The 12,363-nt window shown below is 66.4% G+C and carries 12 protein-coding genes; 5 read left to right on the forward strand and 7 right to left on the reverse strand.

Annotated features, from left to right (window positions below; all coding sequences use genetic code 11):
* Positions 1–894: a carbohydrate ABC transporter permease gene (locus tag EN853_RS18845; RefSeq protein ID WP_127859686.1), complete on the forward strand. Its 894-nt coding sequence runs from the start codon at positions 1–3 to the stop codon at positions 892–894.
* A 48-nt stretch (positions 895–942) separates the two neighbouring features.
* Here EN853_RS18845 and EN853_RS18850 read toward each other — a convergent pair whose 3' ends face one another.
* Positions 943–2,397, reverse strand: coding sequence for a LuxR C-terminal-related transcriptional regulator (locus EN853_RS18850; protein ID WP_127859687.1), 1,455 nt, complete (start codon positions 2,395–2,397; stop codon positions 943–945).
* 160 nt (positions 2,398–2,557) lie between these two features.
* On the opposite strand from EN853_RS18850, the gene EN853_RS18855 reads away from it, so the two are divergent.
* Together EN853_RS18855 and EN853_RS18860 are read left to right on the forward strand one after the other, a co-directional pair.
* Complete coding sequence (locus EN853_RS18855) at positions 2,558–2,812, forward strand: hypothetical protein (protein WP_127859688.1); 255 nt, start codon at positions 2,558–2,560, stop codon at positions 2,810–2,812.
* Positions 2,813–3,226: 414 nt separating this feature from the next.
* Positions 3,227–4,771: a winged helix-turn-helix domain-containing protein gene (locus EN853_RS18860; RefSeq protein WP_127859689.1), complete on the forward strand. Its 1,545-nt coding sequence runs from the start codon at positions 3,227–3,229 to the stop codon at positions 4,769–4,771.
* Here EN853_RS18860 and EN853_RS18865 read toward each other — a convergent pair.
* Positions 4,768–5,187 (reverse strand): VOC family protein, encoded by a 420-nt coding sequence (locus EN853_RS18865; RefSeq protein ID WP_127859690.1) that lies wholly within the window; start codon positions 5,185–5,187, stop codon positions 4,768–4,770. The genes EN853_RS18860 and EN853_RS18865 overlap by 4 nt on opposite strands.
* A 285-nt stretch (positions 5,188–5,472) precedes the next feature.
* Here EN853_RS18865 and EN853_RS18870 point away from each other — a divergent pair, with 285 nt between their 5' ends.
* Both EN853_RS18870 and EN853_RS18875 read left to right on the forward strand, forming a co-directional pair.
* A complete protein-coding gene (locus tag EN853_RS18870) occupies positions 5,473–6,681 on the forward strand; it encodes an MFS transporter (RefSeq protein ID WP_127859691.1) in 1,209 nt (402 codons plus the stop codon).
* Between the two features lie 163 nt (positions 6,682–6,844).
* Positions 6,845–7,480 (forward strand): ankyrin repeat domain-containing protein, encoded by a 636-nt coding sequence (locus EN853_RS18875; RefSeq protein WP_127859692.1) that lies wholly within the window; start codon positions 6,845–6,847, stop codon positions 7,478–7,480.
* Positions 7,481–7,504: 24 nt separating this feature from the next.
* Here EN853_RS18875 and EN853_RS18880 read toward each other — a convergent pair whose 3' ends face one another.
* The 5 genes from EN853_RS18880 to EN853_RS18900 all read right to left on the reverse strand — a co-directional run bounded on the left by EN853_RS18880 (position 7,505) and on the right by EN853_RS18900 (position 12,093).
* Positions 7,505–7,801, reverse strand: coding sequence for a DUF1330 domain-containing protein (locus tag EN853_RS18880; RefSeq protein WP_127859693.1), 297 nt, complete (start codon positions 7,799–7,801; stop codon positions 7,505–7,507).
* 10 nt (positions 7,802–7,811) lie between these two features.
* Entirely contained in the window at positions 7,812–8,348 is a 537-nt protein-coding gene (locus EN853_RS18885; protein ID WP_127859694.1) for a GNAT family N-acetyltransferase, read from the reverse strand.
* A gap of 101 nt (positions 8,349–8,449) precedes the next feature.
* Positions 8,450–9,064, reverse strand: coding sequence for a LysE family translocator (locus EN853_RS18890; RefSeq protein ID WP_127859695.1), 615 nt, complete (start codon positions 9,062–9,064; stop codon positions 8,450–8,452).
* Positions 9,065–9,137: 73 nt separating this feature from the next.
* Positions 9,138–9,704 carry a hypothetical protein gene (locus EN853_RS18895; protein ID WP_210235042.1) on the reverse strand — a complete coding sequence of 189 codons (567 nt, stop codon included), beginning with the start codon at positions 9,702–9,704 and terminating at the stop codon, positions 9,138–9,140.
* 100 nt (positions 9,705–9,804) lie between these two features.
* Positions 9,805–12,093: a cation:proton antiporter gene (locus EN853_RS18900; protein ID WP_245517103.1), complete on the reverse strand. Its 2,289-nt coding sequence runs from the start codon at positions 12,091–12,093 to the stop codon at positions 9,805–9,807.
* Positions 12,094–12,363 lie beyond the last annotated feature (270 nt).

The raw sequence follows: 12,363 nt of genomic DNA on the forward strand, positions 1-12,363 counted from the left end.
ATGGCCGCGATCAAGGAAGTCGAGCGCATGGATACCGACGAAGGCGGCATGGGCTACCTGCAAAGCCTGCCGCGCCGGGTGGTGACGGTCTATCTGCCGCTGCTGGTGTTTATGATCGTGCTGTTGTTTCCGTTCTACTGGATGACGATCACGGCGGTTAAACCCAATGTCGAGATGACCGACTATGTGAACTACAACCCGTTCTGGGTGGTGCATCCGACGCTGGAGCACATACGCTACCTGCTCCTCGAGACCTCCTATCCCGGCTGGCTGCTCAACACGGTGATCATCTCGACCGCCGCCACCTTCCTGTCGCTGGCGGCCGCGGTGCTTGCCGCCTACGCGATCGAAAGGCTGCGGTTCTCGGGCGCGCGCCAGGTCGGCCTTGGCATCTTCCTCGCCTATCTGGTGCCGCCCTCGATCCTGTTCATCCCGCTGTCGGTCATGGTGTTCAACCTCGGCCTCTACGACACCCCGTTCGCGCTGATCCTCACCTACCCGACCTTCCTGATCCCGTTCTGCACCTGGCTCTTGATGGGCTATTTCCGCTCGATCCCGTTCGAGCTGGAGGAATGCGCGCTCATTGACGGCGCAACCCGCTGGCAGATCCTCACCAAGATCGTGCTGCCGCTGTCGGTGCCTGGCCTGATCTCGGCCGGCATCTTCGCCTTCACGCTCTCCTGGAACGAATTCATCTATGCGCTGACCTTCATCCAGTCATCCGAGAAGAAGACGGTGCCGGTCGGCGTGCTCACCGAGCTCGTCCGCTCCGACGTCTATGAATGGGGAGCGCTGATGGCAGGCGCGCTGATCGGCTCGCTGCCGGTGGTGGTGCTCTATTCCTTCTTCGTCGAGCACTATGTGTCCTCGATGACCGGCGCGGTAAAGGAATAGCGTCGCCTCGCGTCGGCACCGGCACGGGATCATGCCTGTTGACCGGAACTAGCCAGGCGGCACGAGCTTTGCCGCCTCGCGGATGGCGCGCACGGCACCCTGATTGGTGACGGGATAGCCCGATATGAAACCCTCCACCGAGAAGCCGGGAAATTCGGCTCGCAGCCTGGCCGCGATGGCAGCTGCCTCGGGCCCCTCGCCCAGAGTGGCATGGGCGAGCATCAGAAAAATCAATACGTGCGGAGAATCCGGCGTGCTCCGCCGCAGCGCGGCAATGGCTTCGCGGTACCTGCCGGCCGTGAACAGGACGCGGCCCTGCATGCCGAAATACCAGGGCGGAGCAAGCGGGTTGAGGCGCATGGCGCGCTCGATGAGCGGGAGGGCTTCCGCCGGATCGCCGGCAACCAGCGCCTTGCTGCCGGCGAGCAGCACCAGCGTGTCGGCATGGTTGGCGCCGAATTCGAAGGCGCGCCGGTGGGCGCTTTCGGCCGCCTCCAGATCGCCGAGGCAACCCATGAGATCGCCGTAGCAGGTGTGTGCGGCGCTGTCAGTCGGGTCGAGCCGCAGCGCGTTTTCGACCGCCCAGCGCCATTTCCCAATCGAGGCGTTGAGATTCTCGCCAAAACCGTTGCACGCCTCGATCGAATAGGCGTAGGCGAGTTCGGTCCAGGCCCTGACCAAGGTCGGGTCGAGCTCGAGCGCGCGTGAAAACAGCCTGATGGCTTCCCTGTTGCCGCTGCGGCTGAACGTGTTGTGCTGCTCGACACCGAGCAGATAGCAGTCGTAGGCGCGCAGGCTGGCCGGCGGCTTGCGGCGGATCGCATTGCGGCCGACCGTGGCGATCGCCCCGAAACAGCCGGCGAGCGCGTTGATGACGCTTTCGGTCAGGCTGTCCTGCAGCGCGAAGACGTCCTCCACGGGTCGGTCGAAGCGTTCGCTCCACAGGCTGACGCCGGTCCGCGCATCGGCCAATTCCATCGTCAGCCGCACCCGCCGGGCGTCGGCGCGCAGCTGGCCGGACAGAACATAGGCGGCGCCCAAGGCCTTGCCGTCGGCGGCGAAATCGGCCGGCTTGCTGCCCAGTGCCTTCATGGTGTGGAAGGCGACGACCGGCAGGTCCGCGTAGCGCGCAAGGTCGACGGTAATGTCCGACGACAGGCCGTCGGCAAAGCGGCGCCAGTGCTCGTCGGCGCTCAGGCATTCGATGGGAAATATCGCAAGCAGCGGCGAAGCGTCCGGACCGGCCGACGGCCCGGCCGGCGCGCTGCCGATGGCGTTGATATGCATGGCCAGCGCGACCTTGCTGCGCACGCCGAGCTTTTCGTAGATCGCGGCGAGATGGGTACGCACCGTCGACGGCGCGATGAACAGCGCCTCGCCGATCTCGCGGTAAGTCAGGCCAGCCGCGAACCTCTCCGCCACCGCGCGCTCGCGCTCGGACAAGGCCGGGAGGGGCTGGCCCGGCGAAATCAGTGCCGAAGCGGCTGTCGCGTTGTGGTTCATTCCGATCCGCCTGCGCGCGAACGGGACCAACGCCCGCCACCACAAAATACTACAAATGCAGGACCCAAAACACTGCATGCGGCCGATGGCGCTGCAGAGCCCTGCGGTTCAGGCTCCTCGCATACCCTCGATGAGGGCCATTCATTCCGAGGAGCCGATGATGAAACCGACATTGAACACGATTTCCGATTTTTACGGCGCCGTGCGGCTCGATGTCCGCGAACTGGCGGCCGGAGAAAGCCTCTTTCCGCGCCGGCCCGGCCTGTTCGGGCTTTTCGCCGTGTGGCGCGAGCGCGCCTGCTTCCGCGAGGAGCTGGCGGCCAAGGCGCGCGACACGCCATATCTGATCGGCGATATCGGTCTGACCATGGACGACGTGCGGGAGGAACTCGCCAAGCCGTTCTGGCGGCGGTAGCCAGGACAATTCAGCAAAAAATCAGCGTCCGTTCAGGACGAGAGGCGCCGCTCGGAGAGATGCTTCCGACAACCGACGAGCGGTCGGGGCGCTGCTGCCCCCGCCAAACCAAGGAGGGCAATCATGCTTGTGAGGGCTGACGCGCAGTTTGCGCCCGCGCAGCTGGCACGAGAGGAAATGCTTCGTTTCCTTTCGACCGGATTTGGCGGTCCATGTTGTGGCGAGAGCAACGAGATGCTGAGCTACCTCGAGGGGCTGGCGTCCAGCGAGAAGGCCGCGGACACCGAGCCGCCCAGGCCAAGGTCTCGCCTGCGCGGCCTCTTTTCGGGCTTGCACTTGTTTCCAGCTTGACCTTGCCGGCAGATGCGGGTCCGATGATCCTCGCGCAATCAGGCGCGTCGATGGGACAAGGGCTTGGCGCTACGGATCGGCGGCGCGGTGCTCGATCTCGACCGGGGTACGCTCCGGCGTGACGGCGAGATCGTGCCGGTCCGGCCGAAAACCCTGGAGCTGCTGGCCTATCTGACACGCAATCCCGGCCGGGTGCTGAGCAAGGATGAATTGCTGCAAGCGGTCTGGCCGGGAATCATCGTCTCGGAAGACTCGCTCACCCAATCGATCCACGACGCGCGCAAATCGATCGGCGACGAGGCCCAGGCGCTGATCCGCACCGTGCCGCGCCGAGGCTACCTGTTCCAGTCGCCAGAGATCGAGGCCGCGCCACCGCCCTCCGGCGCCATGGCTGCCGCTCGGGCGGAGCCGATGGTGGCCGTCCTGCCCTTCCATGTCGACCCGGCCGACGACGCCGCCAGGGCGCTGTTCGACGGCGCGGTCGAGGAGATCATCAACGCGCTCTCCCACTTCAAGACCATCGCCGTGCTGGCACGTCATTCGGCCTTCGCTCTTGCCGAGCATTCGCGCCAGGACATCCGCGCGACCGCCGAGCGCCTCGGAGCTGACTACGTCGCCGAAGGCAGTGTCGAGACGGCCGGAGCGGAATACAGCGCGCGCGTGGCGCTTACCGAGACGGCGTCCGGCCAGCGCGTCTGGGCCCAGACCTTCACTTTCGCCAAAGGCGAGATTTTTTCATTCCAGACGATGGTCGCGCAGCGGATCGTGACGACCCTGGTCGCCAACATCGAAAGCGCGGTGATGCGGCGCGGTCAGCCGGCGCCAACGGCCAATGTCGAGGCCTATCTGCATTTCCTGCGCGGGAAGGAGCTGCTGCGCAGCTATGGCGAGGGAGTGAACCAGGAGGCGCGCGCGCATTTCCTGAAGGCGATCGAGCGAGATCCGGGCTACGGGCTGGCGCACGCCTATCTTGCGCTCGCCGAGGTGATCATCGGCGGCTACGCCGATGCGCCGCGCGCCGTGCTCGACCAGGCGCGCGACCGGGCGCTGCATGCGATCGCGCTCAGCCCCGACGAGGCACGATGCCACCGTAACCTGGCATTGACCCTGCTCTATCGGGGCCATGAGGAATACGATGCCGCCGAAAAGCATTTCGCCCGCGCGCTCGATCTCAACCCTTATGACGCCGACACGCTTGCCCAAACCGGCTATTTCCGCGCCTTACGCGGCGACGGTGAGGCCGGGCTCGCCCTGCTCGACAAGGCCATCCAGCTCAACCCCATGCATCCGAACTGGTATTATTACGACCGCGGCGAAACCCTGCTGACGCTCGACCGGTATCGGGAAGCGGCGGCCTCCTTCTCGTGCCTGCCGCGCAAGGGCGCCTGGCAATGGGCGCGGCTGGCTGTCTGCCATGCGCTCGCCGGCGACGCCGAAAAGGCGCTGGCCTGCGCCAGGGAGGGTCGCGCGCTGAAGCCCGACCTAACCGTCGCGCAGATCGTCGGGGAGACGCGCCTGGAACGCGCGCAGGACCGCGAACGGGTCCGGCGCGGGCTCGAGCTTGCCGGCTGGGACACCGCCGGCTGTACCGGCCCGGACGCTCCCTAGAAGCTGATCTCCACGGCTGCGGCGCTCCGCCTGGCCTCGCCATGGAACACCGCCTCGATGTTGTTGCCGTCGGGGTCGAGCAGAAAGGCGGCATAATAGCCGGGGTGGTAGGGGCGCGCGCCCGGTGCGCCGTTGTCCCTGCCGCCGGCGGCAAGCCCCGCCTGGTAGAAGGCGTCGACCATGGCGCGGTCCTTGGCCTGGAAAGCGAGATGGTGGCGGCCGGTGAGCACGCCTTGCGCCGCCCGGCTGTCGGCGCTGGAGACGAACAGCTCGTCGGCCCAAAAGTAATCGTCGGCCTCGCCGCCGACCGGAATGCCCAGCACCTCCAACGCCGCGCCGTAGAAGCGCCGGCTGGCTTTCAGGTCGCGCACCACAAGCTGGATGTGGTCGATAAGCCGGCCGCGATAAAGTTCCATGGGTAGCGCCTCCTGGTTGAGGGGGTCAATCTAGAGGTGGCTGGCGTGCGGTCAATGCGGGGCATGGCGGTCTGCTGACACTGAGACGGCAGGACAGAGGGGGGCGCGAAGGAACTCAGCCTTGCAGGCGACAGCCCAGTATTCCACCTCCAAAAATCCGGATAAAAAATGCAACCAGATTGTAGGATCGATGTCGACTGCGGCGTCCTTCGGACGCAAGCGGCACGATGAGCCTGGAAAACCCGTGCCGCATCAAACAGGATGCCCTACGGCATGGAGAAAACCATGAACCATTCCTATCGTTGGGTCATTGTCGCGGCTGGCGCGCTGATGACCTGTGTGGCGCTCGGCGCGATGTTCTCGCTGGCGATCTTCCTCGAGCCGATGTCGCTCGACACCAACTGGTCGCGCGCCGGCATTTCCAGCGCCATGACCTTGAACTTCCTGGTGATGGGGCTCGGCGGCTTCGCCTGGGGCACGATCTATGACCGCGTCGGGGCGCGGCCGGTCGTGCTTGCCGGCGCGGTGCTGCTCGGGCTGGCATTGGTGGTGGCGAGCCGCGCCAATTCCCTGCTGATCTTCCAGCTCAGCTACGGCGTAATCGTGGGGCTGGCGGCCAGCGCCTTCTTCGCGCCGATGATCGCGCTCACCACCGCCTGGTTCGACACCAACCGCAGCCTCGCAGTGTCGCTGGTCTCTGCCGGCATGGGCGTGGCGCCAATGACGATCTCACCCTTCGCGCGCTGGCTGATCTCGGCCTATGACTGGCGCACCGCCATGTTCGACATCGGCGTCATGGCCTGGGTGCTGCTGCTCCCCGCTGTCCTGCTCGTACGCCAGCCGCCCGTCGCCCTCGCCTCGGCTGACGGCGCGCCGCAGTCCGCCGCCGACGACCCCGGCATGAGCGTCGGCCAGGCGCTGCGCTCGCCGCAATTCCTGATCCTCGGCCTCACCTTCTTTGCCTGCTGCGCGGCGCATTCCGGCCCGATCTTCCACATGGTGAGCTACGCGATGGCGTGCGGCGTGGCGCCGATGGCGGCCGTCTCGATCTACAGCGTCGAGGGCCTGGCGGGCCTCGGCGGGCGCCTGCTCTACGGCGTGCTTGCCGACAGGCTGGGCGTCAAGCCGGTGCTGGTCACCGGGCTCGCCATCCAGGGCCTGGTGATCGCCGCCTATCTCGGCGCTGGCCGCCTGGAACATTTCTACATCCTGGCCGTCATCTTCGGCGCCACCTATGGCGGCGTGATGCCGCTCTACGCGGTCTTGGCGCGCGAATATTTCGGCGGACTCATCATCGGCACCGTGCTCGGCGCCGCCACCATGCTCTCCAGCCTCGGCATGTCGTTCGGCCCGCTGGCCGGCGGCATGATCTACGACGCCTATGCGAGCTATTCCTGGCTGTTCATCGGCTCGGCGCTGGTGGGGCTCGGTGCGGCCGGCATCGCCATCGCCTTCCCGCCGCAGCCCAGCCGGCAGCGGCTGCAGATGGCGTAGGCCTCGCAACGGCATCCGGCAGTTCCGATCTTCACGGAGCCGCCGGCTCGCTTCGGCGAGAAATCCATTTGCCCGGCGACGGCGAGTGTGAAACTCTCTCTGCGAAGACGCTGCATCTGAAATGCCGGCGAGGCAGGCGCGATCCGGCGCAGGGGATACTGCAGTGGCCGCAAGCTTGGAATCCGCAGAAACCAGGAATTGGGCCCGCCTGCTGATCGCGGCGGAGAGTGGCGATGCCGAGGCGCTTGGCTCGGAACTGGCGGCGGGCGCGGACGTCAACCAGACCGACGAAGGCGGCTGGACGGCGTTGCACCTTGCCGCCCACAATGGCCACATCGCCGCGCTCGAAGCCCTGATCGGCCACCCGGCGATCGACGTGAACTCGCGAAACAGATGGAAGAGCACGCCCTTGAGCCTGGCCGCGGCCAAGGGTCATCTCGCCTGTATCCAGGCGCTGGTGAAGCATCCGCAGATCGATATCGATGCCCGCGCCGACTATTACGGCAGGACGCCACTGATCGAAGCCGCAAGGAACGGGCATCTGGACATCGTCAAGCTGCTGGTCGAGCACGGCGCCGACGTCAATGCGGCCGACAAGACGGGGCGCAACAGCGCGCTCATCGAGGCCATCAAGGGACGCCACTTCGAGGTCGCGCAATATCTGCTGGGCACCCGGAAGGTGAACTTCCTCAACAAGGACATGCGGCTCAATGCGCTGATCTGGGCCGGCAGCACGCGCAACGCCGAGCTCATCGGGAAGCTGGACACAGCGATCCACAGCTTTTTCGAAGGCAAGTGAGCGGCAGCCGGCGGCGCTGAACCGTCAGGCCGGCGGCACACCCTCGAGGGCTATGATGCGCGTGCGAGCGCTGCGGAAGCGGATTTCCTTCAACCGCGCATATTCCGGCGAGTCGTACCAGGCGGTGAGCGAAGCCATGTCGGGAAATTCGATGATGACCAGGCGGTGAGGTTCCCAGTCGCCCTCGAACACCCTGGTCGCGCCGCCGCGCGCAAGATAGTGCCCACCAAAGCGCGCCTCCGTCGCCGGGACCTCGCGCCTGTACTCGTCAAAAACGGCCATGTCGGTGATTTCGACATCGGCAATCAGATAGGCGACCATCGCAGCCCTCCTAGATCATCTTCCACATCAACAGGATCGGCACCGGCGCGCCGCCGGTATCGTCGAAGATCCTCCTCCTGGGCTGGTAGCCGCAGGCGCGGTAGAGCGGCTCTCCGGCCATGGTCGCGCCGAGTTCGACGCGGCGGAAGCCTTCCTTCCTCGCGGCGTTTCCGCAGACGGAAAGGATGAGGCGGCCAACACCGCGCCGCACGAAATCGGGATGCGTGTACATCGCCCTGACGCGCGCCGCGTCCCTGGCGGGGTCGAGCAATGCGGCGCTGCGCCCGGGCGTCTTGTCGCCGCCATACATGGTGGCGCGCCGGCTCCAGCCGCCGCAGCCGGCAAGCGCTTGTCCGCAAGTCACCACAAAATAGGTTCCGTCATCGATGAGCTGCGTGTCGAGGCCCATGATGGCGCGGCTGGATTCGATCTGGGCGTCGTCGAGGAAGGGTTTTTGCAGCTCGGCGATCGCCAGCGCCATCAGCGCCGAAATCCCCTCGATGTCGTCGCGGGTCGCAATCCGGTACTGCAACTCCTGGCCGGCCATTTGAAGAACGCCAAGGTTATATTAGCAATCTCTCATATTATAGTCGAAATGCTGCTGTCGCGAAAGCGCTTGATCCCGTCCAGAGCGGCGGTCTGCCGAGTTCAATTGCGCAGCGCGATCGTCGCCGCGGCGCCGCCCATGCACACGGCGGCGCCGCGGTTGAACAGGCGCGTGGCGCGCGGCGACTGCAGCGTGCGGCGCGTGCCGGCGCCGGCGACGGCGAAGGGGAACTGCACGGCGGCGAGGATGATGGCGGTGATGGCCAGCAGGGCCGGCACGTCGAGGGCGGACAGCGCGCCGATATCGACCACCGTCGGCAGGATGGAGATGTAGAACAGCACCGATTTCGGGTTGCCGAGCGTAACCAGCACGCCGGAGAGGAAAGCGTTGCCGCCGCTCTTCGCCGCGCCGCCTTCGGAAGCCTCGAAACTCCCTCCCGCCTTCCAGAACTGGACGGCAAGGAAGCAGAGATAGACGACACCGGCCCATTTTATGGCGATCAGGAGGAAGCTGAAGGTCTCGGCGATGAAGGCGAGACCGGCCAGCACCGCGGCAAGATAGAGCACATCGCCCAGCACCATGCCGGCCGTCATCCAGGCCGCCTGGCGGTAGCCGCTGCTCAGCGCCTGCGCCACGATGGCGACGATCTGCGGCCCCGGGATGATGGCGGCGATCGCCAGCGCGCCGGAATAGGCGGCAAAGCCCGACAATGTCATTGTTGCAGTGTCCTTCGAGGCGAGATGGAGGGGAGCAAAATCGGCGGGTGGAGCGATGGTGTCAACCGGCAGTTCAAAGGAGGAGCCCCGCCACCTTCTTGTCGACGACCCAGCGGTGCTTGCCGATCCGGCGGTTGCGGTTGAAACCCTGCGCTTCGAACATCGCCAGCGTGCCGTTGTGCAGGAAGGCGCCGGCGACCTTCCGGCCTTCGGCATCTTCCGGATAGCTTTCCACCATGCCGCCGCCGAGACGGCCGATCTCGGTCAGCGCGCCGGCAAGTGCTGCCGCCGCCACGCCCTTGCCGCGAAACGCCTTGTCGGAGAAGAAGCAGGTGATGCGCCAGTCGGGCAGCGCCGCCAGCCCTTCCTCGTAGGCGCGCCGGTGTTTTATGCGCGGCAATTCCCCGGTCGGTCCGAACTGGCACCAGCCGACACAGGCCGGACCGTCGAACACCAGAGCGGCATGCGCCCGGCCTTGGCGCACCAGGGCCTCCTTCGCCGCGCGGTTGCCGACGGCGCCAGCGCCCTTGGCGTGAAAGGCCATGCACCAGCAACCGCCCCACACGCCATTGTGCCGCTCGACCAGCGCGGCGAAATGCGGCCAGGTGGTCATGTCGAGCGGTTTTGTGCTGAGGTTCATCATCGCCTCCTCGGGCGGCGAGGATAGCCGATCCGGTTGGGTTTTGAAGCGCTGCGCCGGAGCTGCCGATCTCCCCCTCGTGGGGAGACTAGCCAATCCCCTACCCTGTCCCTGACCTCAGCGCCTCCCTGCCCTCGTTGTCGCGGCGCAGGCGCGCGTCGGAGATCAGCACCACGGGGCACGGGCAGCGCTGCAGCACGCCGCTCGTCGTTTCACCGAAGATGAGCTCGTCGCCCGGCCGCCGCGCCACGCCCATGACGATCAGCGCCACGTTCCTGCCGGCCTGGCGGGCGATGGCGTCGGCGGCGGCGGCCCGCGAGCGGATGGCGGTCTCGATCTCGACGCCATAGCGGTCGGCGAGCGCGACAATGTCCTTCAGCACGGCCTCCCTGCGGCGATGCGAGACGGTGTCGCGCGGTTCATCGCGGGCGGCCCGCGCAACATAGAGCATCTTGACCGGCGCGCCGGTGACGGCGGCGATGGAAAGCGCCAGCTCGGCGCCGCGGCGGGCGACCGACGTGCCGTTGACCGGCACCAGGATCCGGCCCGACTGCTGGCCGAGCCTCGGCATATGCCGGCCGGCGCCCGTCGGCTTCAGCACCAAGCAGAGCGGGCCGTCGAAAGCGCCGGCGATCTCGCTCAGGCGATGCGAGAAGCTGCCTTTCGATGTCACGGCGCGGCCGAGGCCGATCAACAGCATGCCGTAGCCCTTGCGCGCTTCCCTGGCGACCGCCTCGGCCGAGAGCGGGGCATCGTGCCGGCGGCGCATGAGCGGTATCTCATGCGCCGGTTCCTCGTCGGCTTGCCTCGCCGCTTCGCGGCCCTCCTCGGCGCCCTTCTCGATCTCGTGGAGATGCGCTGCCTCGCCGGGCTCGGCTTCGCTTTCGCCGCTGGCATGCAGCGCCGTCATCGGCTTGCCGGCGCCGATCACGCCGGCAAGGTAGGCGGCAAAACGGCCAACCACGCCTTCGTCGACCACCACCAGGATCCGCTCCAGGTTGGCGATGAAGCCGCGCTGGTCGACCTCCTCGCGCTCCAGCCTCTTCTTCTCCGCCTCGCCGATCGACAACCGGCCGAGCGCCCAGCGGAGCGTCGGCGGCATGGCCAGAGTGGTGATGACGGCCATGGTGAGGATCATGGTGAAGAGGTTGTGCGAGAGCACGCCCATCGACAGGCCGATCGAGGCGACGATGACCTCGGTCGAGCCGCGCGCATTCATGCCGCAGCCGACGGCGATCCCCTCGGCGCGGCTCATGCCGGAAAATTCGGCGCCAATGAAAGCGCCGCCGAACTTGCCGATGCTGGCGATCACCACCAATGCCACGGTGAGCAGCATAAGCTCCGGGTCGGCAAGCACGGTGAGGTCGGCCGACAGACCGGCGACGCCGAAGAACACCGGCATGAACAGCGCCGTGATCACCCCTCGCAATTGCCCCTCGATGTGGCGGGACAGGATCGGCGACTCGCCGACCAGTATGCCGGCGACGAAGGCGCCGAGCACGGTGTGGACGCCGATCAGGTCGGTGATCAGCGCCATGGCGCCCATGATGGCGAGGATGACGGTGACCACCGCATATTCCGAGCGGAAGGTGTCGTTGGTCCAGCGGATGGCGTCGAAGACGATGCGGCGGCCGAGCGTGAAGGAAAAAGCCATGAAGGCGGCGACGCCCAGGATCGTGAAGGCGAGGTTGCCGAGCTCGATGCGGCCCCGCGTGGCGATGCCGATGGTGATGGCGATGATCACCCAGCCGATCGTGTCCTCGATGATGGCGGAGGAGACGATGATCTGGCCGAGGTCGCGGCGCATGAAGTTCATCTCGCGCACCACCATGGCGACGATCTTGACCGAGGAGATGGAGAGCGCGGTGCCGAGGAAGAGGCCGGCGACGACGCGCTCGCTGCCTGCGGCAAGCAGCGAGGCCGGCATGAACTGCGCCGCCACGAAGCCGAGCACGAAAGGCACCGCGACGCCGGCGGCGGAAATCGAAAAGCAGGCGCGGCCGACGCGCCGCACCAGCCTCAGATCCGTCTCCATGCCGGTGAGCAGGAGGAGCATCAGGACGCCAAGCTGGGCGATGGCATTGATCATCGACTTCTGCGTGGCATCGCCGGCAAAGACCAGCCGCTCGGCCGCCGGCCACAGCCAGCCGAGCAGCGACGGCCCGAGCAGGATGCCGCCGATCAGCTGCCCCATCACCGCCGGCTGGCCGAGCCGCTCCAGCAACTCGCCGATGCCGCGGCCGACGACGAGCAGCAGGACGACTTCGAGAACGAAGATGCCTTCGCTGGACATGCCGCTCTTTTCGGCCGCGAAGGCGACGGCTGGCGTCAAAAGGAGCGATGAGGCGCCAAGCGCAATCGTCCAGCGCCGATTGAGTAAAAAGGACAATTCCTGCACCCCTCGATTATGCTTCGCGATAACGGTTTCGTATATCCATCGGTTGCACGGCTTTTCCTCGCCCCCACGATAGTGGGGAGAGGTGGCTCGGCAAGCCGAGACGGAGAGGGGGAGCGCCCTACGAAGGCCCCTCTCCGTCCGCTTCGCGGACACCTCCCCCATCTTCGGCGGGGCGAGGAAGGGTTCCCGACAATTCGATTCAAATGCGGCTGTGGATGTTTGCAGTTGGGTAAAGCGACTCGCGCATGGTCGAGACAAGGC

It is taken from the genome of Mesorhizobium sp. M1C.F.Ca.ET.210.01.1.1, from assembly GCF_004791585.1.
Taxonomy (GTDB): Bacteria; Pseudomonadota; Alphaproteobacteria; order Rhizobiales; family Rhizobiaceae; genus Mesorhizobium.